The sequence below is a fragment of the Thermosynechococcus sp. genome (assembly GCF_046299655.1).
Taxonomy (GTDB): Bacteria; Cyanobacteriota; Cyanobacteriia; order Thermosynechococcales; family Thermosynechococcaceae; genus Thermosynechococcus.
Map to the genome: position 1 here is coordinate 123,762 of NZ_JBKBHZ010000003.1, position 21,215 is coordinate 144,976.

26 protein-coding genes and 1 tRNA gene are annotated in these 21,215 nt (G+C 52.7%); 13 read left to right on the forward strand and 14 right to left on the reverse strand.

All coding sequences use genetic code 11. From position 1 onward, the window contains the following. The first annotated feature begins 47 nt into the window (after window positions 1-47). Together rpiA and ACK4HN_RS03475 are read left to right on the forward strand one after the other, a co-directional pair. Window positions 48-755 carry a ribose-5-phosphate isomerase RpiA gene (rpiA, locus tag ACK4HN_RS03470; protein WP_409877234.1) on the forward strand — a complete coding sequence of 236 codons (708 nt, stop codon included), beginning with the start codon at window positions 48-50 and terminating at the stop codon, window positions 753-755. A gap of 139 nt (window positions 756-894) precedes the next feature. After that, entirely contained in the window at window positions 895-1,329 is a 435-nt protein-coding gene (locus tag ACK4HN_RS03475) for a hypothetical protein (RefSeq protein ID WP_409869206.1), read from the forward strand. Between the two features lie 454 nt (window positions 1,330-1,783). Here ACK4HN_RS03475 and ACK4HN_RS03480 read toward each other — a convergent pair whose 3' ends face one another. Genes ACK4HN_RS03480 through ACK4HN_RS03490 form a run of 3 tightly spaced genes read right to left on the reverse strand, consistent with a single transcriptional unit; the run spans window position 1,784 to window position 5,693 of the window. Beyond that, window positions 1,784-2,728: a 5'-nucleotidase gene (locus ACK4HN_RS03480; RefSeq protein WP_409869205.1), complete on the reverse strand. Its 945-nt coding sequence runs from the start codon at window positions 2,726-2,728 to the stop codon at window positions 1,784-1,786. Then, the gene (locus ACK4HN_RS03485) at window positions 2,706-4,586 is read right to left on the reverse strand and encodes a tetratricopeptide repeat protein (protein WP_409877235.1); all 1,881 of its coding nucleotides are present in this window, start codon (window positions 4,584-4,586) and stop codon (window positions 2,706-2,708) included. Before ACK4HN_RS03485 ends, ACK4HN_RS03480 begins: the two co-directional genes overlap by 23 nt. A gap of 18 nt (window positions 4,587-4,604) precedes the next feature. Beyond that, window positions 4,605-5,693, reverse strand: coding sequence for a glycosyl transferase (locus ACK4HN_RS03490; protein ID WP_409869203.1), 1,089 nt, complete (start codon window positions 5,691-5,693; stop codon window positions 4,605-4,607). 289 nt (window positions 5,694-5,982) lie between these two features. On the opposite strand from ACK4HN_RS03490, the gene ACK4HN_RS03495 reads away from it, so the two are divergent. Beyond that, a complete protein-coding gene (locus tag ACK4HN_RS03495) occupies window positions 5,983-6,480 on the forward strand; it encodes an orange carotenoid protein N-terminal domain-containing protein (RefSeq protein ID WP_409852113.1) in 498 nt (165 codons plus the stop codon). Window positions 6,481-6,559: 79 nt separating this feature from the next. Next, the gene (locus tag ACK4HN_RS03500) at window positions 6,560-6,976 is read left to right on the forward strand and encodes a nuclear transport factor 2 family protein (protein WP_409852111.1); all 417 of its coding nucleotides are present in this window, start codon (window positions 6,560-6,562) and stop codon (window positions 6,974-6,976) included. On the opposite strand, the gene ACK4HN_RS03505 is transcribed toward ACK4HN_RS03500, so the two are convergent. From ACK4HN_RS03505 to ACK4HN_RS03515, 3 genes are all read right to left on the reverse strand, one after another. Continuing rightward, a complete protein-coding gene (locus tag ACK4HN_RS03505; protein WP_409877236.1) occupies window positions 6,945-7,319 on the reverse strand; it encodes a hypothetical protein in 375 nt (124 codons plus the stop codon). The genes ACK4HN_RS03500 and ACK4HN_RS03505 overlap by 32 nt on opposite strands. A gap of 90 nt (window positions 7,320-7,409) precedes the next feature. Next, the gene (sixA, locus tag ACK4HN_RS03510; protein ID WP_409877237.1) at window positions 7,410-7,928 is read right to left on the reverse strand and encodes a phosphohistidine phosphatase SixA; all 519 of its coding nucleotides are present in this window, start codon (window positions 7,926-7,928) and stop codon (window positions 7,410-7,412) included. A gap of 34 nt (window positions 7,929-7,962) precedes the next feature. Beyond that, window positions 7,963-9,222 carry a DHH family phosphoesterase gene (locus ACK4HN_RS03515; RefSeq protein WP_409877238.1) on the reverse strand — a complete coding sequence of 420 codons (1,260 nt, stop codon included), beginning with the start codon at window positions 9,220-9,222 and terminating at the stop codon, window positions 7,963-7,965. 94 nt (window positions 9,223-9,316) lie between these two features. Here ACK4HN_RS03515 and ACK4HN_RS03520 point away from each other — a divergent pair, with 94 nt between their 5' ends. Continuing rightward, window positions 9,317-10,240: a ChaN family lipoprotein gene (locus ACK4HN_RS03520; RefSeq protein ID WP_409869199.1), complete on the forward strand. Its 924-nt coding sequence runs from the start codon at window positions 9,317-9,319 to the stop codon at window positions 10,238-10,240. Between the two features lie 6 nt (window positions 10,241-10,246). On the opposite strand, the gene ACK4HN_RS03525 is transcribed toward ACK4HN_RS03520, so the two are convergent. Together ACK4HN_RS03525 and ACK4HN_RS03530 are read right to left on the reverse strand one after the other, a co-directional pair. Then, window positions 10,247-10,927, reverse strand: coding sequence for a response regulator transcription factor (locus ACK4HN_RS03525; RefSeq protein ID WP_409869198.1), 681 nt, complete (start codon window positions 10,925-10,927; stop codon window positions 10,247-10,249). A gap of 41 nt (window positions 10,928-10,968) precedes the next feature. Continuing rightward, window positions 10,969-11,733, reverse strand: coding sequence for an RNA-guided endonuclease InsQ/TnpB family protein (locus ACK4HN_RS03530; RefSeq protein WP_409869197.1), 765 nt, complete (start codon window positions 11,731-11,733; stop codon window positions 10,969-10,971). Window positions 11,734-11,932: 199 nt separating this feature from the next. Here ACK4HN_RS03530 and ACK4HN_RS03535 point away from each other — a divergent pair, with 199 nt between their 5' ends. After that, window positions 11,933-12,679, forward strand: coding sequence for a hypothetical protein (locus ACK4HN_RS03535; RefSeq protein WP_409877239.1), 747 nt, complete (start codon window positions 11,933-11,935; stop codon window positions 12,677-12,679). Here ACK4HN_RS03535 and ACK4HN_RS03540 read toward each other — a convergent pair. From ACK4HN_RS03540 to ACK4HN_RS03550, 3 genes are all read right to left on the reverse strand, one after another. After that, a complete protein-coding gene (locus tag ACK4HN_RS03540) occupies window positions 12,603-13,361 on the reverse strand; it encodes a hypothetical protein (protein ID WP_409877240.1) in 759 nt (252 codons plus the stop codon). The two genes, ACK4HN_RS03535 and ACK4HN_RS03540, sit on opposite strands and share 77 nt — an antisense overlap. Window positions 13,362-13,632: 271 nt before the next feature. After that, window positions 13,633-13,944 carry a hypothetical protein gene (locus tag ACK4HN_RS03545; protein WP_409877241.1) on the reverse strand — a complete coding sequence of 104 codons (312 nt, stop codon included), beginning with the start codon at window positions 13,942-13,944 and terminating at the stop codon, window positions 13,633-13,635. After that, on the reverse strand, window positions 13,937-14,344 hold the full coding sequence (locus ACK4HN_RS03550) for a hypothetical protein (RefSeq protein WP_409877242.1): 408 nt from the start codon (window positions 14,342-14,344) through the stop codon (window positions 13,937-13,939). Before ACK4HN_RS03550 ends, ACK4HN_RS03545 begins: the two co-directional genes overlap by 8 nt. A 597-nt stretch (window positions 14,345-14,941) precedes the next feature. Between ACK4HN_RS03550 and coaD the strand changes: the two genes are divergently transcribed. Both coaD and ACK4HN_RS03560 read left to right on the forward strand, forming a co-directional pair. After that, window positions 14,942-15,448: a pantetheine-phosphate adenylyltransferase gene (gene coaD, locus ACK4HN_RS03555; RefSeq protein ID WP_409869194.1), complete on the forward strand. Its 507-nt coding sequence runs from the start codon at window positions 14,942-14,944 to the stop codon at window positions 15,446-15,448. Beyond that, a complete protein-coding gene (locus tag ACK4HN_RS03560) occupies window positions 15,403-16,041 on the forward strand; it encodes an ATP synthase F0 subunit B (protein WP_409869193.1) in 639 nt (212 codons plus the stop codon). The genes coaD and ACK4HN_RS03560 overlap by 46 nt, the downstream gene beginning before the upstream one ends. Window positions 16,042-16,129: 88 nt before the next feature. Here the strand turns inward: ACK4HN_RS03560 and ACK4HN_RS03565 are convergent, their stop codons facing one another. Next, window positions 16,130-17,089 carry an alpha-E domain-containing protein gene (locus ACK4HN_RS03565; protein ID WP_409869192.1) on the reverse strand — a complete coding sequence of 320 codons (960 nt, stop codon included), beginning with the start codon at window positions 17,087-17,089 and terminating at the stop codon, window positions 16,130-16,132. Between the two features lie 21 nt (window positions 17,090-17,110). On the opposite strand from ACK4HN_RS03565, the gene ACK4HN_RS03570 reads away from it, so the two are divergent. The 5 genes from ACK4HN_RS03570 to murQ all read left to right on the forward strand — a co-directional run bounded on the left by ACK4HN_RS03570 (window position 17,111) and on the right by murQ (window position 20,676). Further along, entirely contained in the window at window positions 17,111-17,479 is a 369-nt protein-coding gene (locus ACK4HN_RS03570) for a DUF565 domain-containing protein (RefSeq protein ID WP_409869191.1), read from the forward strand. Window positions 17,480-17,528: 49 nt separating this feature from the next. Beyond that, the gene (locus ACK4HN_RS03575) at window positions 17,529-17,822 is read left to right on the forward strand and encodes a hypothetical protein (RefSeq protein ID WP_409869190.1); all 294 of its coding nucleotides are present in this window, start codon (window positions 17,529-17,531) and stop codon (window positions 17,820-17,822) included. 278 nt (window positions 17,823-18,100) lie between these two features. Further along, complete coding sequence (gene pdhA, locus ACK4HN_RS03580; protein ID WP_409869189.1) at window positions 18,101-19,129, forward strand: pyruvate dehydrogenase (acetyl-transferring) E1 component subunit alpha; 1,029 nt, start codon at window positions 18,101-18,103, stop codon at window positions 19,127-19,129. Between the two features lie 54 nt (window positions 19,130-19,183). Next, window positions 19,184-19,753 carry a glyoxalase-like domain protein gene (locus ACK4HN_RS03585; protein ID WP_409869188.1) on the forward strand — a complete coding sequence of 190 codons (570 nt, stop codon included), beginning with the start codon at window positions 19,184-19,186 and terminating at the stop codon, window positions 19,751-19,753. Beyond that, the gene (gene murQ / locus ACK4HN_RS03590; protein ID WP_409869187.1) at window positions 19,750-20,676 is read left to right on the forward strand and encodes an N-acetylmuramic acid 6-phosphate etherase; all 927 of its coding nucleotides are present in this window, start codon (window positions 19,750-19,752) and stop codon (window positions 20,674-20,676) included. Before ACK4HN_RS03585 ends, murQ begins: the two co-directional genes overlap by 4 nt. On the opposite strand, the gene ACK4HN_RS03595 is transcribed toward murQ, so the two are convergent. Both ACK4HN_RS03595 and ACK4HN_RS03600 read right to left on the reverse strand, forming a co-directional pair. Continuing rightward, the gene (locus tag ACK4HN_RS03595; RefSeq protein ID WP_409869186.1) at window positions 20,673-20,969 is read right to left on the reverse strand and encodes a hypothetical protein; all 297 of its coding nucleotides are present in this window, start codon (window positions 20,967-20,969) and stop codon (window positions 20,673-20,675) included. The genes murQ and ACK4HN_RS03595 overlap by 4 nt on opposite strands. Before the next feature lie 152 nt (window positions 20,970-21,121). Beyond that, window positions 21,122-21,206, reverse strand: a tRNA-Ser gene (locus tag ACK4HN_RS03600). Window positions 21,207-21,215: the final 9 nt, after the last annotated feature.

Below are 21,215 nucleotides of genomic sequence, written 5' to 3' on the forward strand. Positions count from 1 at the left end.
CTGGCGGTGTGGTATGGTGCTTTTGGAAAAAATGAGGGAACTCGTGCATGAGTGAGGATGCTATCAAACAAATGAAACAGGCCGTGGCCAAAGCTGCCGCCGATCGCGTCCAGTCTGGAATGATTGTCGGCTTAGGGACTGGGTCAACGACGGCCTTTGTCATCCAATTTTTGGGCGATCGCCTGCGCAAGGGAGAACTGAGTCACATTTCTGGCGTACCCACTTCCTTCCAAGCCTCTGTCCTCGCTAAAAAGTACGGCATTCCCCTAGTCACCCTCGATGATGTGGAGAAATTAGACATTGCCATTGATGGTGCCGATGAAGTGGATCCCGCCAAAAACCTGATCAAAGGGGGTGGAGCGGCTCATACCCGTGAAAAAATCGTTGATTCCCTTGCGGATCAGTTCTTGGTGGTGGTGGACAGCAGCAAACTGGTGCCGAAATTGGGTGCCACCTTTCCAGTGCCCGTGGAAGTGTTGCCCTTTGCGGTGGCTCCTGTGACTCGCGCCCTGAAAGCCCTTGGCGGTCAGCCCGAACTGCGCATGGGGGTGAAAAAAGATGGCCCCGTGGTTACCGATCAGGGCAACCTTGTCCTTGATGTCAAATTTGCTGACATTCCTAACCCCGCCGAACTGGAGCAAACCATTAACAACATCCCCGGCGTTGTCGAAAATGGCCTTTTTATCAATGTGGCCGACGTGATCCTCGTTGGTGAAATTGTGGATGGCCAGCCCCATGTTCGTGAAATGGCCTAGCAGTTTTTCCATCCATTTCCCACGAGGAAGGAAGAGTTATCCTCCTGTGATCAATCTCTCAATCTACCGGTGATCGAGGTCTTAGGCGGCGACAGGGTTGCCATTAATAATTGGAGTATCCACTCCATAGGAGCTTCCAATGTCTCTCCACTCCTTCAGCCGCCGGTTGGTCGCAGTAGGCAGGATTGCGGTTTCAGGTTTTGTGGTTGCTACTACAGCAGCCCAAGCCAATCCCCCGATTATCGTTAACTGCAATGGTGGTGGTCAAATTTGTAACCAAATGGCTCGTTATAACTTCACCTCTGAAAGCCCAAACTTTGATTACGCCCTACAGGTCACCGCGCCTGCTACCCACTGCTCGGAAGTGAAATATTTCACCACCAATCGTCAGGGACAGCGGGTCGAAACGGAGTTCCTTGGCCCCAACCGTTCAGCCTTTTTGCCCATTGGTGACAACTGGCCACAGGGGAATCACCCAATTCAAATTGGGGCGATCGGGCGCCAAGGGGGTTGTAATGCGGGTACGCTAGGTTCTTGGGGGGTTCAAGTCCGTCCTGTCGTTGTTCCCCGCTAATTAGCAATGCACTCCTAGAAACCTGACTCATCCTCATCTATGCAAGGGTCAGTGGCAACAACACTGACCTAACAACACTGACCTTTTTTTGTGTGTATTTTAGGCTGACTTGGCCGATTTGTTTTGGGAGGGGGGCAACTTTCCGATTGAACCTCCGAGGGCGATCGCTGGTCAAATTGTTGAAAAAAATTATATGCGTTGGTTGATATTGGCATTAGTGGTGGCAGGAATGTTGATCGCCCTACTCGATGTCTGCAAAATCTGCCCTGCGCAATGGCGTTCTTAGGGTGGGCAGCATTGTTACTGCCAGTGGCAAACTTGAACTTGATGATCGCGAGCTAGATGTTTGGGTTGTCCAGATGAATGGGTCTCAGGTCTGCCCATAATAAATGCCGCAAGGATCCTGCCACGATAGCACTGCACCCTTGACTTAGTGAGCTTGAGCTTATTGAGCTTAACTTAAGTGAGGGAGAATGTCACAGTTGCGAACACCAAAGGGGACATGTACTGAGGGAATTGAACCCGCTGCTGATTCTAGATGGGTCAGTTGATCATCAAAGAAAATATGCGGCTTGAGTTGCTTGAGCACCCGTAATTTCTCCATACCGCCAAGGAAAAAGGTTTCATCAGGCATGACGCTCCAACTATTCAGGGTGGTGACCACCCGTTCACTCGCAAGGATATTGCGTGCCGTTACAATCGCAATCCGTAACAGCCGCTGATAGCTGGCATCCTGCTGCTCTTTTGCCATTTCTAACTGTTGAAAGGCTGCCAGTTTCTTAAAAAGATCGCTCAATGGCCCTGGATTGTGGGGAATATTGGCCTTTTGCAGTTCATGGGCTTGAAATTCCTCCAGATCTCCGTGGCGAAAGACAGCTTCAGCCTCGTCATCCGCTAGCACGCCGTCAAAGTCAAAGGCAATGCGCAACTCAGCATCCTCCTCGTGATCGGTAATGGGCGATCGAATCACCATGCCCGCTGGATACCCGGCAGCGATCGCCTGCTGCACATCCGTTGCATTGGCCGAAAGAAACAGAGACACATTAAAGGCGGGAATATAGGGATGGGGGGATTTTCCGCCCAAAAATGCGGCGCGGGTAATGTTCAGGCCATAGTGTTGGATGGAGTAGAAAACCCGCTGACCTGTATCCGGGTCATTTCTGGAAAGGAGCACCACCTCGACGGGTTCTTGTTCTGGATAGGCACGGTTGAGATTCAAGAAGCGACGAATAAAAGGAAACGCCACCCCTTTGGGCAGCACATCGTATTTCCTTTCGCGTTGAAATTGGCGGTACTTTTCGGTACCCTCATTGCGAAAAATTTCGTCTGCCTCCCCCAAGTCAAAGAGGGCACTGGAGGCCACAGCAATCACTAATTTATCCTGAATGGGATAGGCCATCGCTGACCCTTGGATAGTGGGTTTGAAGGGCGGTGCGCAATTGGGCGATCGCCCCCTGCCAATCGCCGCGTCGCGGCTGACGAATTAACTGTGCCGAAGGATACCAAGGCGATCGCGCCCGTTGCCAATGCCACCGCCAATCCGCGACAAAGGGCAGGAGAATCCACAGGGGCTTCCCCAAGGCACCCGCCAAATGGGCCACTGCTGTATCAATCGTAACGACTGCATCCAACTGCTGGATCAACAGCGCCGTATCCAGAAAATCCCCCATATAGGGCTGGCAGTCAATCATCCCCGCCTGCTGGAGTTGTGCTGCCTCCTGAGGCGATCGCTCCTTTTGCAGGCTATACCATTGCACCTCGAATTCCCGCAGCAGTGGCAGGAAATACTCCAAGGGACAAGACCGCTGTACTGCGGTGGGCGTTTGGCTATGGCTGGCCCAAACTAGACCAATCCGAGCTTTTGGGACATGAAAGATGCTGTGGGGTGGGCGGGCAGGCAGGGGGAAATAGGGCTTAAACTTGGGAAAGTGGTCTTTGTCAATGCCCAAATAGCGCGGCAGACTCAGCAGGGGCGTATGGTAATCAAAGGGGGGAGGGGGTTCCTCGCTGCTGATCACCTCAATCCCCGGCAACGTTTGGCACAGACGCACCAAAGGCGGGTAGGCAGCAAAAATGACCCGTTGGGCATGCCGCGCCATCAAAGGCAGTAGGCGCACAAACTGAATGCAATCCCCTAGCCCCTGCTCGCTATAGACAAAGAGGGTTTTCCCCTTTAGGGATTGACCTTGCCAGCGGGGTTGCGGATAGGTGCGCAATCCGCCTGTGGGTTGCTGCCAACGCCATTCGTATTCTTGCCATCCCTCTTGGAAATGCCCCAGCAATAGCAGCACTAGGGCAAGGTTGAGGTGCCCGTCTGCATCTTGGGGATTGAGGGCAACCGCTTGGCGAAAGTGGTCGAGGGCAGCTTGGGGATCCCCTGTTTCCAGCAGCGCGGTGGCCAATCCGGCTTGGGCAGTGGCATTGAGAGGATCCAGACTAAGGCAGCGTTGGTAGTAGCCGATCGCGCCGCTAAAGTCGCCTTCAGTAAGGCAAATTTGACCCAGTTGCAGCAGCGCCTGTTGATGTTTATTGTCCCGCAGTAGGACTTCCTGATAGCGATCGCGCGCTGCCGCAAGGTTCCCCTGTAAATGCAAGGCGTACGCCAGATTGTAAAGAGCTGCCAACAGTTCGGGATTGGCATTCAAGGCCGCCTGAAACTGGCGAATCGCCGCCTTATAGTTTTTCAGTTCCAGATAGACGCTGCCCAAGTTATTGTGGACATCCGCTTGGCCGGGTTCAAGGTACAGCGACTGTTCATAGCAGGCACTGGCTTCTGTCAGTTTGCCTTGGTTATGGAAACACAGTCCCAAGTTGTATAGCGTCGTGGGCAGATCAGGATTCAAGGCGAGGGCTTTTTGGTAGCAGGCGATCGCCCGCTCAGGTTCCCCCAAATCCAAATAGGCATTCCCAAGGTTGCTATGGGCTTCCACCCACTCTGGTTTGACTTCGAGGGCGCGTTGGTAGTGGGGCAGCGCTGCCGCCGGCTGTCCTAGCAACTCATGGAGAACAATGGCCAACCGATAGTGGGCAGGAGCATGCCAAGGGTCAAGGGCGATCGCCTGTTCATAGGCACTCTTGGCCTCTAGGGGTTGCGCCAGTTGTTCTGCACTCAAGCCCAAAAGATAGTAGGCCTCTGGCTGGGGGGTTTCCTGAACACTCTGGCGTGCCCACTGCTGTGCCCCATGCCAGTTCTGTTGCTGATAGAGTTGCCACGCCTTTTTTAACGGCGAGGCGGTTCGCCATCCAAAGATGCCCACGGTGACTACGATGAACAGTTATTCAAAGTTATTCAAATAATAGGCAACAGCGGTGGCGATCATAGAATTTCCATTGAGATCTAAGGGAGTGGGATCTTGGGGCGGCTGCGGTTGTGCGTGCAAAAAGTGCCAGTGGCCCCTAAAAAACTCTTCATGGCTGAGAATTTGATGGAAATGATGTGCCTGCAATCCCGCCACCAAAACGGGGCCTTCGGCAAAATCATCACGGCGAATGGTTGCCACGGGTACCCCCAAGCGGCAGGCCTCTGCATAGGTGCCATAGCCGGGCTTGGACACCACCCGTCCACAGAGGGGCATGACATCTACTGGACGCAGTTGACGGCCACAGAGCTTGATCAGGTTTGGCATGTCCGCCGGTGCAGTGCTGTCAAAGGTGAGGAACTGCCAGTCGGGAAAGTCCCTGAGGGCCGCATAGGGAATGGCTTCTAGACTCAACCCCCCAAAGGTCAGCAAAACCGTGCGATCGCGGGAGGTTACAAGACCAAGGCGCTGCCGCAGCTCCTCTGGTTCAAAACGCGGCTCCGCACCCGTCAGTCCCACAGGTTCTTTGTGGGGAAAGGCTGCTAGCGGTTCAGCAAAGGGCAGTTGAAACAGGCGATCGCAGCCGCTATAGAGATCACGCACCCAATCGGCAATCTCGATAAAGTCATCCCCAAAGGAGCGATAGATAAAATCCCAGCCAAAGTTACTGGCCATCCAGCAGGGCACACCGGCCGCATGGGCGATCGCCACCGCCAAAGGGGGAATATCCGCGAGGACTAAGGCGGCTCGATTTTGCTGAATAAAGTCGGCCTCAGCACGGATCAACTCCGGGGCTGCCGCCTGAAGTTCCAAAAGCTTGGCACGGGTTGCCGCCAAATCCATGTGCAGACTATCCCTCTGTACCACCCCCAGATCAAGGGCGCGGGGACGATGAATAAACTCCCCCTCCAGGTTTGCTTGCAACAACCAATAGGGAGCAGCCGTCACAATTAAAGGCAAGAGATCGGGCACGTGGTGGCGAATTGCATTCACAAGTGCCGTGGTGCGCGCCACATGACCAAAGCCATGGTTGGTGATTGCCACGTAGAGAGTTGGTCGAGCCATGGCAGCGTTTTTGCTCAAACAGAAGCAATCTTAACATTTGTAACAACTGTCCATCTGTGTTCTAGACATCTTTTTGTTCGCGGGGCAGCGGCACCCCAAAGCCACTTTTCGTGTCCTGTAGGGTTGTTTTAATCATTTAATTTTATCTATTACAGTGATTCATAAAATAGACTTATTCCCAGTATTTATAAAATTGTGTTGCATTTTATAAAGATATGTAACATACTGTTGACTAGGAGACAGAGATAAGCATGACAACCTGCTAAACGTTCAACATCTCTGAAGCTGTATGACCTATACCACCGATACTCGTTTCACTCCCTCAACACTGGCCACAGCCGTTCAAGAGGTTACCACCCTTTTCAATTGCTTGAGCGTGGATGACAAGCTAGCGCTCCTGTGGTTCCTCTACACTGAAACGGGTCGTTCAATTACAGCCGCTGCCCCCGGTACTGCTCGCCTACAACTGGCGGAAGGGCTGCTCAATCAGGTCAAAGCCCTCAGTTTTGATGAGCAACTGCAATTCATGCGTGACTTGGTGGCTCAGGTGGACACTCCCCTCACCCGCGCCTACGGCGTCTTTAGCCCCAACACTAAGCTCGCCTTCTGGTACCAACTGGCCGAACTGATGCAACAGGGGTTTGTCGTGCCCGTGCCCCCTGGTTATACCCTCAGCCGCGATGCCGATCGCGTGTTTGAAGCGATCAAAGCCCTTGACTTTGGTCAGCAGATTACCGTCCTGCGGAATGCGGTGGTCGCCATGGGGGTAGATCCGCTGGCTGTCTAATTGAGATGCCATGGGTTACGCAAGGGGGCAACGCGCTCCCTTTTTTTGTCCGGATATCAACCCCTGAGGAAATGAACACATGACCTATCTTGTGCAAGGAAATCCCCTTCTCGGCTTTGATGAGCCGACCCTAGTTGCCTATTTTGCCGCCCTCAACGAGGAACGCTACGAAGCGGTGGCTGCCCTGTTTGCTGAGGAGGGAGTGCTCTATCCGCCCTTTGAGGAGGCTGTCATTGGCCGAGGCGCGATCGCCCGCTATCTCCAGCTTGAAGCTACGGGCATGCGGGCGGAACCCCTCAAGGGCGAATTGTTGGCAACGCAGGACAGGGAGCGCCGCTATCGCCTTGTGGGTAAGGCCAAATTTCCCCTTTTTAGGGTGAATGTGGCTTGGCAATTTGGCCTCAATCCTGCGGATCAGATCACGTTTGTGAAAGTGGATTTACTGGCAACCTTGGAAGAACTCCTCAGCTATCAACCTCTGCGTCAGCAGCGTTAGGGGGATTGGCAAAGACTTCCGCTTCTAGGGCTTCGAGGCGATCGCGCAAATTGTGGAGAATACCAGAATGACTAAGGCGCACCGCTGCCAACTGCTCCCGCAGGCGATCGTAGGTTTCGGGCAGTTTTTGGCGCAGATGAATCACTTCCCGGCTGAGGGCATTGACCCGTCGCTCTAGATCCGCCACTCGTTCAGGCAAATGATCCGTTTGAGCATAAAACTTACAAACAATGTCAACAATTGCCGCTTCAAGACTAGTAAATTGATGCTCCCGCTGATAGGCATACAGCCAACTGAGAACAGTTAGCGGTAAATGCTCAGTAATCCCTGGCTCAGAATCCATCTTCCCGTCCTGTGGCAGTCTGTATCTCTATTTTGGCGTTTTGGGAGGTTCAGCATGAGAGGCGCAGAGAACTGGCATAGGCGGATAGAGTCAGGCAAGGCCACTGCTGTTGAGCAAAAACTTGGGAGGTGTCAGCCAAAAGAGGTGGCTATTCCCCAGGGGATCGGTTGCGGGCATCTTCAGGCCAATGAGGCCTGCCTTCTTGAGTTGGATATGTCCCAAGGCTTTGCCACAGATCAGTAGTTCCGCCCAGTGACTCAGATTGGGCTCGTGACCCACGGTAATCAAAGGCCCCTCATGCTCTTGACACCAGTGACTCAGCCAATTGAGCCATCCCTGCAAGCTGCCACTGGGAGCAAGCAGCTCAGAAATGATGAGATCAGGGGCAACCCCCACTTCAAGGAGAATTTCTGCTGTTTGCCGTGCCCGTACGAGGGGAGAGGAGAGGATCAGTTCTGCCTCAATGCCCAGATCCAGTAACCGCTGGGCAACCTGTTGGGTTTTCTTTTCCCCTTTGGCCGTCAGGGGGCGATCGCTATCCCTGCCTTCAAAGACCTCCGCTTCAACGGCAATCCCGTGGCGGAAAAAAAAGACTGTTAGCTCCCTCATAAAGACCTAAAACTTGATTACTGCGAACAGTGCCTTACTCCGTACCGTGGAGGACATTGTTTTTGGGATTGACCAGGTGGAGGAGCTTCTGCTTAATCTGCGTATCGTAAACGCTCCACTTGAGTTTAGCGTATTCTGGATTTTCATTGAGACCCGATAGGAAGCCCACGGGAATCTCAAAGCCCCCTGCTTGGGAGCGTCCACCCCCAAAAAAGCGCCCCTGACTATCCTTGCCAAAGGCCTCTTTGATAAATTCATCGGGGTCAAGGGTAATTTTTGTGGTACGCAGGGAGCCAATAATTAGTTCCACCTCTTCATCCTCGTCGTGGACAAGGCCATAGACAACGGCGGTATGCACATTTTCTTCGGTCACGAGGAAATCTGCAGCTTGGGGAATGGCATCACGGTCTTCGTAGCGGATATAGCCGACCCCGGAAATAGAAAAGTTGTTGTGGATGGAGCGGTTTTTTAGCGATCGCTCAATTACATCCATGACCTGCTTCGAGCGGTGGGACTGCAAAATCGTGTTCAGCAGTTGATAGTCAATATAGCGACTCAGGAAGGCGGCTGCGAGAAAGTCCTCTTCTTTGGCCTGTTTCAGGCAATCCGTATCCGAGCGCAGGCCATGCATGAGGGCAGTGGCGCATTTTACGTGAACCGGGTTGCTACTGTCGAGGGTGAGCAGCCCCGCTTGCAGGTATTGGGTAAAGATGGTTGCCGTAGCGCGGGTCGTTGGCCGAATATCTGTAAACTCCGCTTGAATGGCCTCCTGCAGACTGTGGTGATCAATGACGGCGATCGCTGGCAGGCCGGCCGCTTGAACCATGGGGAGCAATTGACTGGTGGTGCCTTGGTTGTCAATGAGGACGTAGCCTTGGTAACAGGAGCAGTCCCGCTGATCCTTATTTTTCGTACCTTGCACTGACCAGCGCACAAGGGGCATCCCTGTCAGCCGCACAAGGGTAATGTTTTCCTGATGGCTCAGGGCACCGGCGTAGGCAATATCGCACTGAATCTCAAATTGCTCGGCAATCAGCTTATACGTCCATGCCGAAGACAGGGCATCGGGGTCAGGAAAATCTTGGAGAATAATCACCTGCCGCGTCCCCCGATGGCGTTCCAGCATTTGCCGCAGTGCTTCGGCACGGGGGTCACTCAAGCGAACTTCCACCTTTGCCAATCCTGTCGTGCTCGTCTCCGATTTCACCAGTGCGTTACCATTCAGTTCAGGATGATTGGAAGCAACGTCACTGGCAGCAGGGTCATTGACTTCAAGTGGATAGGGAGATTGCATAGTTGTTTCAGCGTTGGATAACAGGGTTCAACCCAATGGGGAACGCGCAGAAGAGAATTGTCGTTACTATACTGTTAACGACGCTATCTCGATCTTGGCAGATATTTTATCGTTTGACATCCCCCTTGGACGGGGCGTAGGTCTCTTGGAGATGGGGCGGTCTTGGCATCCCTTAGCATTGAGCTTGGCGATCGCGCTGTTTTTGGTAGGAACCCACAGGGTGACAGCGCAGCAGGTTTGGTGGGGCAGTGAATCTGTCCCTGTGCAAAGGGCCTATGCCGACTGGCAACAGCAGCACATCCTCTATTTGGGTGAAACCCACGACAGTGAGGCAGACCATCGGGCGCAACTGCAAATTTTGCAAGAACTACAGCGGCGGGGGCGTCCGCTAGCGATCGCCCTTGAGATGATTCAGCGGCCCTTTCAGGCTGCCCTCGATGCCTACATTGCCGGGGAGATCACCGAAATGGAGTTGCTAGAGCAAACGCAGTATGCCCAGCGGTGGGGGTTCCCTTGGTCACTGTATGCACCGATTTTTCGCTTTGCCAGGGAGCAGCAAATTCCCCTGATTGCCCTGAATACGCCTACAGAAGTGACTCGCCAAGTGGCACGTTACGGCTTGGCCAGCTTGAGGGAAGAGAATTTTCGCTATATTCCACCCCTGACAGAGATTGACTTGAGCAACACCCCCTATCGCGATCGCCTGTGGGAGATTTTTTGGGCAGCCCATCAGGGGGCGAGCCACAGTCTCAATTTTGACTTCTTTTACCAAGCCCAAGTTCTGTGGGATGAAACGATGGCCAAGGTCATTGCTAAGCACCATCAGCGGCATCCCGATCGCCTGATTGTGGTGTTGACGGGACGGGGCCATGTTTATTTTGGTGAGGGTATTCCGCAGCGGGTACAGCGACGGCTCTCCCCCAATCTCCGCCAAGCCATTATCCTTCTGAATCCCACCGCCACAGAAAAAGCTAAGCCTGGCATTGCCGACTGGTTTTGGCAAAACGATCCGTCCTAACTTCCCCTAATCAGCCAAGCCATGTTCTAGGGCAAAGCGCACCAGTTCGGTGCGGCTACTCGTCCCGGTTTTCATAAAGAGGCGACTCACGTACTTTTCAATGTTGCGCACACTGGTATTGAGTTGGCTAGCAATTTCCTTATTCATTAGACCCTTGACCACCAGTTGCAAAACACTGGCTTCGCGGGGGGTGAGATCCAGTTGAAGCGGGGGAGCCGTGGGATTGCGTTTGCCCTGTTGGACAAGCATTGCCCGTAGTTCGGCGATTTGTTGGGCGAGGTTGGCCAGATTGGGTTCTGCCTCATCGCGAGCAGCCGCTTGGCGCCGCAGCAGATTTTTAATAATGGCCACCAGTTCATCGGGGTCAAAGGGTTTGGCGAGGTAGGCATCACAGCCAGCCTCATAGCCTTGGATGCGATCGCGCTTCATGCCGCGCGCTGTCAGGAAGAGGACTGGAATATGGTTGAGATGGGGCTGTTGGCGTACTCTTTCCAAGAAGGCATAGCCATCCATTTGCGGCATCATGATGTCTGTAATAATCAGGTCGGGTACGTTAGTTTCTAGGTACTCTAGAGCGGCTTGAGCACTGGCCACCGCCGTCACCTCAAAGCCACTGTCCTCTAGATAGGCCGTGACTGCCTCGCGCACCCCCGGTTCATCATCCACCAGCAGTAGTTTTGCTGTCATTGCCTCTCTCCTACATCCTTGACATCCTCACCACCCAATCGCTAGGCGATATGTGAGGTGATTCCCTGGGTCGCCCCAAAGATTTCCTGCTTCAACGCCAGCCAGCTAGACTGAGTGATCCCAGCCCCCGCCGCATCGACTCCACAGGCATTTTCTATTCCCCGTTGCCCACGGGTACAAATAACTTGAGCTGCTGCCACGTCACGGGGTTTGATTGACCCGCAGTTGTGGCAGTAATGAACTCGGCTGAAAAGGTCTTTGTGCAACTCTGCCCCGCAGTCAGAAGTTGAGAGAAAGTATTCCAGTCCAACGTCAATCGCGACCGGGTGCCCATGGGGCACTGCGGCGGGCACATCCACATCGGCCTCAAGGCTCAACATGACAAAATAGCCTGACGCCTTGCGAACGATGCAAGCCTGTTTGACCTTAGACCGCATTCGCCCAGGCTTTTTGAACCGAGGAAACCCTGAGCGCTTTAATCGCCATGACTCCCAAGCGGCTGCCAGTTTTCTAATAACTTGCTGGACCACTTGGGCATTGACGGTCTTCAGCCGAGGGAACACGGACTTAGCCGCTGTCAGTGCCTTGCACTGCTTGACATAGTTGGGGAATGGCGCGTCAGCAGGCAAGATGAACTCTTGCCGGATTGAACAGGCATTCACCGGACACTTGCGAGAATCCAGCCAGTCTTTGCGTTCCTGCAGCGCAAAGTTCCAGACATTGCGGCACACCTCTAGGATGTGCTCAATCTCTGAAACCTGCTCAACGGTTGGCTCTAGCTTAAATTCCCAAGTCATATTTAGCATAAGGTTATTATCCCCTAAGAAGTATGGGTTCATTTCTTAGATTTCTTAGACGAGGATCAACCCATTGCTCCCTTCGGTCGCCCGCCGCTTCACCACCCCCCAAGCCTGCGGCTATGGGCGGAGCACTGCGACGGATTTTGGTAGAACCCAATCTACCCATGGTTTATTATTATTTGCAGTCTCTGTTTGGAATGTTTTAATGGCAATTATTGTGCTGCGGGCATGGTACCTACCGCAGTATGAACCCCTTGACCAGATCGAGCAACGCCCCCACGATTTACGGCTCAATAAAAGTAGCTTGCTGAAAACAGCATTGCGGGCGGATTTTCTGGATGACTTAACAACAGTCCAGCGTTCGGAGTGGTTTCAGCGCTATCGCCTTGGCGAAACAGTGGAGTTTTACATTGAAGGGAGTGGCAGCTATACAATTGCCAATATTGATGTTCTCAGCCACGAAATCTACTTCATCAAGAGCAATCGCCTAAGTTATTTAGAACCCACCCTCTTTTTTAGCAGCAGCGATCGCCCCAGTAGCGACGAGATTCGCCATGCCTTGAAAGCCTTTATTGCCAACACGCCAAGCCGTTTGCCCCTGCAACTTGTGGAAAGCCCGCGATCGCCTGTCCCTCGCTTGCAAACCCCCGTCCTAACCCATTTGCGTCGGGCGTTGCTGTTTATTGCCGATGTCACGGCTTGTCCTCACCTAGACGGAGCCGTGGCCCTTGAACTCGGCTATGCCATTGCTAGTAAACGCTGCAACCAAATCCTGCTCATCGAACAACAGTCCCTCGACCGCTCCCCCCTGCCGGTGGCAATTCCTAGCCAGCAGCGCCTCATCTATGGGGAAGCTGCGGAGTTAGCCACCCTGCTTACCTCCCACCTTCAGACCCTGCTGGCGCCGTTTCAGCTGCTCGCCCATGAGCATCAGACCCATTCCCCAGATTAGACAGCAGGCTGGCCGGAACGCCGGCATCTAAAAGTAACTGCGGCAGCACCGGCAACACTTGGCAGCCTTGGCGGATAAAGCGCTCGATCCACCCTTGGAGGGTTTTTTGTTGTTCAGAGGTTAATCGTTGATCCTTGCTTTTAGGGGGGAGTTCAGAGCCGTAAAACTGTTCCACCGAAATTTGAGCCAGCCAACTTTGAGGCGGGCGGGTTGCCAGCCAGTAGTTCCTTACAATCATTTTGCCGAGATAGCAGGCGGCAACCGAGGTGATTTTTTGAAAAATTCGGTAATACTCTCCCAGTGTGGTTACTTCCTGTGTTGTGGTGGGGCTAGCTGCTTGGCGAGGAGTGGCAAGTCCGTTGAAGAACGTCATCATCTGCGTTAGCGCCCCCTTCGAGAGCGGCAATTCAATGCCCAGTAACTCCAAAATTCGGGTTTCAATTTCCTGAAGTTGGGCGCTTTGTTCGGGTTCGACTTCCTTGAGCTTTTGATGTAACCTGACAAGAACCTCCAGTTCGTTGACCTGTTCAGTACGCAGGCGGCTGCGATTCAGGTAGCTCTCAAGACATTCGTATTCCTCTTGCTGTTCCCGGCAGTTGGCCAGTTTAGATTGCAGGGCAGGTTGAGCCTTCAAAAGCTGACGCAGATAGTAACGAGTTAGGGGAGAAATTGAATTACTCATATCCACCTCATTTCTTAAGTCATTCGGGAAACACTAAAGTTCTTGTCTTGAACATCGCCAGTCTGCACTTCAGTTGCTAAGCCGAGTGAAGCCTCAATTTTCTTTTTACCTAGGTTTAATTATATTAAAAACATCGTGAGGATGGTTATTGCCAAAATTATAGGATTTATTTATGTTTTTAGGATTTCTTAAAACATAGAAAAGCAAGTTCACATCAGCTTGCCGCTGTATCAATCTCCTAGAAGCGATCGCCCCCTAAGCTGCGGCATGCCTAGCCCACCAAAGCCCAGAGCAATTGACAAGGGATATTGGCAGCAAGGAGAAGACGCGGCAGACTCGGCAGGATGCGACAACAGTGCTGAATGAAATCACAAATCCACTGTTGGAGGGTTGCCGCTTCCCGTTCGGCCAGAAGCTGATCTGGGGGTTTGAACGTGGGATTATAGAACTGTGCCACTTGAATTTTTGCCAGCCAGCTTTCACGCGGTCGCGTCAATAACCAATAGTTGGTGACAAGCATCTTGTCGAGGTGAGGCGTTGTTACTTCTGTAATTTTCCGAAAGTAGTGATAATACTCAGACAAAGTAGTGATAATACTCAGACAAGGTTGCGGCCTCATGTCTGGAGGGGTCATTTTGGGGTTTGATCAACCAATCACAGGAGGATGGCGAATTTTCGATGGTATTGTAGGAATGAGGGGCAATGGGAAGCTCAATACCGAGGAGGTCAAAAATTTTCTGCTCAAGGCGCTGAAGTTGATGGGTTTGGTGGGGTTCGTTAATTCTTATTTTTTGATGTAATTCAATAATAAATTCTAATTGATTCAGTTGCGGATATGTGAGGTGCTCTAAATGAATGTAGCGCTCTAGGTATTCCTCTTTCATGCCTAAGGGGTGCGTGTCGCGATTGATGTAGGAGCGAATGGCGGGATGCTCTACCAGTAAGCGCCGCACATAGTGGCGGGCAGCTGGAGAAATATCCATGGTGGGAACCCTCACTATCGGAACAATACAGAGCAGCAAAGGGCGGAGAGGCACGGGATAGATCCATGCTTTTGACGTAGTAGCAACTTGACAAAGATCGTTAGTTTTTTTAATGGGACTTAACTAAAGCTTTTTTCTTAGAAAAGATGGAATCAGTAATTGAATAAAACCTCTTGCCCCTGTTATAAAATCTAAAATCGAGGATTGTCAAGTATTGGCCGATACCCACAGGGTTAAGTCATTGTTTTGTAACACCGTCACCCTGTGCCTTTCTTGAACCCAAATCAAGTAATCGGGACTACACTTGCCGTGAACAAAACGGCAAAATGATTTACTCTGATTTTATGTTCTGATTAAAAATTTTTATTTTTGATTGTCATTAAGATTTGTATAAATTTACGGCATCGCCATTTTCCTACAGCGGCGGAAAGGTGAGGGGCAGGGGGTGTTGATGAAATCCGCTTCAGAACACGGCGGGGGCAATCGCCGGCCAGGCGCTAATCTGAGGGGGCATGCGCTGTTCCTAAAAATCGGCGATGATGGTTTTACGCATTCCCTTGAGGCTGTGAACCTTTCACCTTTGTCATTGAGTCACCTATGCTTGCCGTCTATCCCGGAAGCTTTGATCCCATTACCCTAGGACACTTAGACATTATTGAGCGGGGGGCGCGTCTGTTTAGCGAAGTCATCGTCGCGATCGCCCACAACCCCCAGAAAACAGCCCTCTTTAGCATCAGCCAACGCATCAAACAAGTCCAGGCGGCAACAGGCCACCTAAAAAATGTACGCGTCGATGCCTTTGATGGCCTAACAGTGGAGTACGCGCGATCGCAACGGGCAACAGTGCTCCTGCGAGGGCTGCGGGTCCTGTCGGACTTTGAGTACGAGCTGCAGATGTCCCACACCAACAAAAGCCTCTGGCCAGAAATTGAAACCGTCTTCCTGACAACGTCCAATGAGTATAGTTTCTTAAGTAGCAGCTTAGTCAAGGAAATTGCCCGATTCGGCGGTAATGTTCGTCATCTTGTACCAGCCACCGTTGCTAAGGATTTAGAAGCATGCTTTACTCAAACACCGACCCCCTCTCAACCAACACGGGAGTAAACGCCCCTCCCAATGTCCCTTCGATCTCCTTGCAACTGCTGCAACAGCTGCAAAAGCTGGAAGAACTGATTATCCTTGAGGGAACCAAAATTCCGCTGACGGGACGTAAACTCATTGACGAGGAGCAGATCCTGAACCAGCTGGCCCAAGTTGAACAGGTGATCCCTGAATCAGTGATCAGGGCACAGCAGATTCTCAATCAGCGGGATGAGATCATTCAACAGGCTCAAAGCCGCGCCCAAGAGATTATCCGTGCTGCAGAGCAACGTGCTGCCCAAATTGCCGATGAGTTGCGGATTCGCCAGCAAGCAGAACTAGAGGCGCAGCAAATTCGCCAGCAGGTACAGCAAGAGATAGAGTTTATGCGCCAGCGCGCCATTGAAGAAGTGAATTTGCTGCGGCAAAACACAGAAAAAGAACTTGCCCGTCTGCGCCAAGTGACGCGTCAGGAGTGCCAAGAACGGCAACAGGAAGCCGATGCCTATGCCGATCGCACCCTTGCGGAAATGGAACGCCAATTGAAGGAAATGTTAGCCGTCATCCAAAATGGTCGCCAATACTTGAAGCAACAGCAAGTGCAGCGTCAACCCTAGGGCCTCTTATGGCATTGGCTGTGTCTAGGAAGCAGAGGCTAGGGGTAGCCAGGCAATAGCCTCCACTAAACTGTTACATTGCGTTACGCTAGCGGGCTTTGGCCGGCTCTAGGGTAAAGAAGGTCTCAAAAATTTGTGTATCCACCTCATTCATCTGCTGCTGCAAGTGATCGAGGAACTCGTGCATGCCTTGACCAATAATTTCATCAATGGTCAAATAATCCAATTGCGATCGCAGGCGTCCCAGTTGGCGCTCTACGGGTTGGTGCCAGCTTCCCAAGGGCGTCCCCGTAATTTTGTAGAGGGACTTTTCCACCTGCAACAGACAAAAACGAATCGCGCGCGGAAACTCCGCATCAAGAATCAAAAACTCTGCCACCCCAGCGGGAGTAATCCGATGGGAGCCCCGTTTGCGGTACATCTCATAGGCACTGGCCGACTTTAGGAGCGCCATCCAGCCCAATTCATCTATGGGCGTGCCCACATCCTCCACCGATGGCAAGAGGAGATAGTATTTCACATCGAGGATGCGGGAAGTTTTGTCAGCCCGCTCCAAGAGCCGTCCCATTTGACCAAAGTACCACGCCTCATTGTGGGTCATGGTGCTATCCATCACACCCGCAAAGAGGTGACTGGCCTGTTTAACTTTCTCCAAAAAGCTGGCAATCTCCACTTGATCAGGGGCTTTAGCCGCCTCGCGCACCATGGTGTAGAAGGCGTTCACCTGCTGCCACATCTCCGAGGAAATCACCTCGCGAATGGAGGTGGCATTCTCCCGTGCTGAGCGCAGACAGGAGATGATGGAGTTAGGGTAAGTGGGGTCAAAGACGAGGAACCGAATAACATTTTCAGCGGTGGCGGTGCCGTAGTGCTCCTGAAAAAAGGCCAAGTCCCCTGTGGTTAACACGAGGGGTTCCCATTGACTGGATACGCTTGTGGGCAAATCCAGCAGCATGTTCAAGTTGACATCCACAAACCGCGCGATATTCTCGGCCCGCTCAATGTAGCGATTTAACCAATAGACTGCATCGGCAACCCGACTTAGCATATACTGGCAAGCACTCCCTTTTTGCCCACTTTAGCAACCTTTGCCTCTCTTGAGCAGATGCAGCAAACCCGCCTCAATACCCTCCTTGATCGTCTAGGTGCTGGGCTTCAGGAGCAGTTAAAAAATCCTTGGCGACGGCTGGCAACCCTGAGTATTGCCGTTCTCTTTGGCATGTTCTTGGGGCTGGCTGTCTCCTCCAGTGCGGGTCAACTGGGTTACTTGGACATCGTGGCCTCGACAGTGGTGGCGATCGCTAGCGAAATTATCAGTGCCCTGTTCTATGGCGATCGCTGGAAACTACGGCAAACGCTCTTTGGCGAAATGCTCAATGCCCTGAAGTTTGGTCTCCTCTATGGCCTATTTCTCATTGCCTTCCTTTTGGGCAGTTAGCTGCCAATTATCCCGATCAAGTTTATCGAGAATATCTCAATGAGTATCAATGAGTATTGCTGCAATTTTGATCGCAATTCTCGACAGTGAGCCGCTAAAAGACCTTGAAGCGCTCATTGCAGCCGCAGAAGAGGGAAACTTGCCCAGTTGCATCCTAGAAACCGCATGGCAGGCTCTGCATTGGTTATTCACCGGCACTGCCGATGGCGGTGACGAACCCTGGTGCTATCTCCTCAAAAGGGAAATAGAAATTACCACCAAAGAGCAGACAGGATGGACAGTGTGCCCTGTTTCCTCAAATACCAGCAGATGGAGCCTTGGCCTCAAGCACTGCAATCTCTGACTAAAACGGCTCTAGCACAACGTTTTGACCCAGCAGTAAGGGCTGCCCTCCTCTGGCGCTGCAGCAACCAAGAGCCTTGGCAACTACTTTGGCAATCCTCTAGGGATCTACAGGACTTTTTAGCAAGCGCAGAGCAGCAAAGGGCAGGGGTACTGATTTACTTTGACTAGAAGAAAGAATCCTCTATTTAGCAGGCATAATTTGAGTAAAATAGGGGGATGCTAACAGGGGCTTGCCCTGTTGGTACGGCGTTTACCCTAGGTTGATCACTGCCTGCTATGGTTCAAGAGCGTAGTCTGCCCTCTTTGTCCATTCCCCAAACGACGATTACCCGTGAGCAGGGGTTAATACTCTATGAAGATATGGTACTGGGGCGCACCTTTGAAGATAAGTGTGCGGAAATGTACTACCGAGGGCGGATGTTTGGCTTTGTCCACCTCTACAACGGTCAAGAGGCCGTTTCCACAGGCGTGATCAAAGCGATGCGTCCCGATGATTACGTGTGTAGTACCTATCGCGATCACGTCCATGCCCTGAGTGCCGGTGTTCCAGCGCGGGAAGTGATGGCAGAACTCTTTGGCAAGGCCACAGGCTGTAGCAAGGGTCGCGGTGGTTCAATGCACCTGTTTTCCGCCAAGCACAATTTCTTGGGGGGCTTTGCCTTTGTGGCTGAAGGGATTCCCGTGGCAACAGGGGCAGCCTTTCAGACGATGTACCGCCGTCAGGTGATGGGCGATGCCAAAGCCGATCAGGTCACCGCTTGTTTCTTTGGGGATGGTGCCACCAACAATGGCCAGTTCTTTGAGTGCTTGAATATGGCGGCACTCTGGAAATTGCCAATTCTGTTTGTGGTGGAAAACAACAAGTGGGCGATCGGGATGGCCCATGAGCGCGCCAGCTCCCAAACGGAAATTTACAAGAAAGCCAAGGTCTTTGGCATGGTGGGTGAGGAAGTAGATGGCATGGATGTGCTAGCAGTGCGCACCGTAGCCGAGGCAGCGATTGCCCGTGCCCGTGCCGGGGAAGGTCCTACCCTGATCGAAGCCTTGACCTACCGTTTTCGGGGTCACTCCCTTGCGGATCCGGATGAACTGCGCTCCAAAGAAGAGAAAGAATTTTGGCTGAAGCGTGATCCCATTAAGAAGCTAGGAGCCTACCTCGTGGAGCAGGAACTGGCGACTACTGAAGACCTACGTGCCATTGAGCAAAAAGTACAGGCCATTGTCGAGGATGCGGTGGCCTTTGCGGAGGAAAGTCCTGAGCCTAAGCCCGAAGAACTCTACGACTATGTCTTTGCCGATGAGTAACCTAGGATGAGTTCTGTTGACTACAATAAAAAGAAACTTTCCTAGAACATTGGCATGCTGCTAACGCCTTTCCCCTTTGCTTGGCTGGATGGCCTCTGGGATGGGGTATTCTCCACCCAAGGGATCATGATCATGTTGCTGATGGGCTACGTGGGAGCGATGTGGCTCTTCTTGTCCAGTGCTCCCAAGGTCTATACAATCATGGTTTCGGATTTAGAGCACGCGCGGCAGTTCTACGAGCAGGAGTTGCGTTTGCCAATCGCCGATGTGCCGCTGCACTATTACTACAACTATGAGCAAACCCTTGGTGTGGCCTCCTTGGATCCACTCTATGTCCCCTCGGCCTTGAGCTACGCTAGTCCGAAGCGCCCTAGCCCCAGTGATGGTCTGTGGTACCAACTCAAGAAAAATACGCAACTGCATATCATTAGCGGTGCCAGTAAGGGGGAACGCAACCGTCAGCGTCATGTCTGCTTTGATCGGGAGTGCTTAGAACTTTTGTTGCGGCGGATTCAGCGACGCCAGTTGCGCTACAAAATGCGCAGCGATCGCCCCCTCAATTTCCTTGTTAAGGACTATGACGGCACTGTGATTGAAATGGCGGAAATTTCGGCGCGGCCATGACAGATCTGCAAGACCTCCCCAGTCGCGGGCATCTCTTGACGGAGCAGATCAACCCCGCCAGCCAAAATCTCGATCAGCTCAGTCCCCTCGAATTGGTTGATCTCTTTAACCGCGAGGATGCCCAGACGCTGCGGGCGATCGCCCAAGCCCGTGAGGCCTTAGCGCAAACCATTACTGCCACTGCAGCTCGCCTCCGCCAAGGGGGACGTCTCTTTTATGTGGGGGCAGGCACCAGTGGTCGCTTGGGGGTTTTGGATGCCGCCGAATGTCCACCCACCTTTTGTACCCCCCCTGATTTGGTGCAGGGCATTCTGGCGGGGGGAGAAGCAGCCCTTGTGCGCAGCTCCGAAGGCCTTGAGGATCGCTACGAGGATGGCGTGGCGGTGGTGGGCGATCGCCAGATTACTGCTCAAGATGTGGTGATTGGCATTACCGCTGGGGGCACGACTCCCTACGTCCACGGGGCCTTGGATGCAGCTCAAGCGGTGGGGTCACTCACGGTCTTTATGGCCTGCGTTCCTTCGGATCAGGTGCAGCGCGCTGCTGACATTGATATTCGCCTGCTCGTGGGTCCAGAATTGGTTGCTGGCTCCACCCGTTTGAAAGCTGGTACGGCCACAAAAATGGCACTGAATATCATTTCCACAGGGGTGATGGTGCAGTTGGGCAAAGTCTATGGCAACCGCATGGTGGATGTGGCTATTACGAATCGGAAGCTTTTAGATCGTGCCCTGCGCATTCTCAGCGATCTGACGGGGATAGATCGGGCAGCGGCGGCAGATCTCCTTGAACGCAGTGACTACCAAGTGAAACGTGCCCTGCTCATGCATTGGACAGGATTAGATGCCCTTGCCGCTCAGGCCCTATTGCAGCAACACAATGGCCAGCTTCATGCTGCCAAGCAGGCTGCCAGCACCCGCTAAATGCCAACCCGGAAACCAATGCCGCGGCGGCGGGGTTCCTCAAATTGCCGATATACTTGGGGAGCGGGGCGCGGCGGTACGGGGGCAATCTCTAAGCTGTTTTCAATTTCCACCTTATCTTGCACCTGTTGTAGGACGTTGATGGTTGCGGTAGAACCTGCTGCCGACTGCAGGGCCGATCGCAAGTCAGGACTAACCTGAATCGTACCAATGGCATTGGAATCTGCAATGGCTGGTGCGGCAGCAAGGGTGCCAACCATCAGCACCAAAGGAAGTGAGGAGAAACGCATCATCCAGACCCCTCGATAGCAGTGGAACTTAGACCCTTAAACCCTCTAGCTATGGGATGACGGCCATTGAGTTTCTTTCTATTTTAGCTTGGCTACTTCCCTCCGCCGCCTTGCAAGGGGCGCCCTCAAGTACAAGCAAAGTAATAAACTTAGAACGGAGAGAGAGGGATTCGAACCCTCGGTGAGTTGCCCCACACAGCATTTCCAGTGCTGCGCCTTCGACCACTCGGCCATCTCTCCAAATTTAGG

Excerpts from the sequence above, each read along its gene's own strand:
- rpiA (WP_409877234.1), top strand. The coding sequence starts at position 48 with ATGAGTGAGGATGCTATCAAACAAATGAAACAGGCCGTGGCCAAAGCT.
- ACK4HN_RS03475 (WP_409869206.1), top strand. The coding sequence starts at position 895 with ATGTCTCTCCACTCCTTCAGCCGCCGGTTGGTCGCAGTAGGCAGGATT.
- ACK4HN_RS03480 (WP_409869205.1), bottom strand. The coding sequence starts at position 2,728 with ATGGCCTATCCCATTCAGGATAAATTAGTGATTGCTGTGGCCTCCAGT.
- ACK4HN_RS03490 (WP_409869203.1), bottom strand. The coding sequence starts at position 5,693 with ATGGCTCGACCAACTCTCTACGTGGCAATCACCAACCATGGCTTTGGT.
- ACK4HN_RS03495 (WP_409852113.1), top strand. The coding sequence starts at position 5,983 with ATGACCTATACCACCGATACTCGTTTCACTCCCTCAACACTGGCCACA.
- ACK4HN_RS03500 (WP_409852111.1), top strand. The coding sequence starts at position 6,560 with ATGACCTATCTTGTGCAAGGAAATCCCCTTCTCGGCTTTGATGAGCCG.
- ACK4HN_RS03505 (WP_409877236.1), bottom strand. The coding sequence starts at position 7,319 with ATGGATTCTGAGCCAGGGATTACTGAGCATTTACCGCTAACTGTTCTC.
- sixA (WP_409877237.1), bottom strand. The coding sequence starts at position 7,928 with ATGAGGGAGCTAACAGTCTTTTTTTTCCGCCACGGGATTGCCGTTGAA.
- ACK4HN_RS03515 (WP_409877238.1), bottom strand. The coding sequence starts at position 9,222 with ATGCAATCTCCCTATCCACTTGAAGTCAATGACCCTGCTGCCAGTGAC.
- ACK4HN_RS03525 (WP_409869198.1), bottom strand. The coding sequence starts at position 10,927 with ATGACAGCAAAACTACTGCTGGTGGATGATGAACCGGGGGTGCGCGAG.
- ACK4HN_RS03530 (WP_409869197.1), bottom strand. The coding sequence starts at position 11,733 with ATGCTAAATATGACTTGGGAATTTAAGCTAGAGCCAACCGTTGAGCAG.
- ACK4HN_RS03535 (WP_409877239.1), top strand. The coding sequence starts at position 11,933 with ATGGCAATTATTGTGCTGCGGGCATGGTACCTACCGCAGTATGAACCC.
- ACK4HN_RS03540 (WP_409877240.1), bottom strand. The coding sequence starts at position 13,361 with ATGAGTAATTCAATTTCTCCCCTAACTCGTTACTATCTGCGTCAGCTT.
- ACK4HN_RS03550 (WP_409877242.1), bottom strand. The coding sequence starts at position 14,344 with ATGGATATTTCTCCAGCTGCCCGCCACTATGTGCGGCGCTTACTGGTA.
- coaD (WP_409869194.1), top strand. The coding sequence starts at position 14,942 with ATGCTTGCCGTCTATCCCGGAAGCTTTGATCCCATTACCCTAGGACAC.
- ACK4HN_RS03560 (WP_409869193.1), top strand. The coding sequence starts at position 15,403 with ATGCTTTACTCAAACACCGACCCCCTCTCAACCAACACGGGAGTAAAC.
- ACK4HN_RS03565 (WP_409869192.1), bottom strand. The coding sequence starts at position 17,089 with ATGCTAAGTCGGGTTGCCGATGCAGTCTATTGGTTAAATCGCTACATT.
- ACK4HN_RS03575 (WP_409869190.1), top strand. The coding sequence starts at position 17,529 with ATGAGTATTGCTGCAATTTTGATCGCAATTCTCGACAGTGAGCCGCTA.
- pdhA (WP_409869189.1), top strand. The coding sequence starts at position 18,101 with ATGGTTCAAGAGCGTAGTCTGCCCTCTTTGTCCATTCCCCAAACGACG.
- ACK4HN_RS03585 (WP_409869188.1), top strand. The coding sequence starts at position 19,184 with ATGCTGCTAACGCCTTTCCCCTTTGCTTGGCTGGATGGCCTCTGGGAT.
- murQ (WP_409869187.1), top strand. The coding sequence starts at position 19,750 with ATGACAGATCTGCAAGACCTCCCCAGTCGCGGGCATCTCTTGACGGAG.
- ACK4HN_RS03595 (WP_409869186.1), bottom strand. The coding sequence starts at position 20,969 with ATGATGCGTTTCTCCTCACTTCCTTTGGTGCTGATGGTTGGCACCCTT.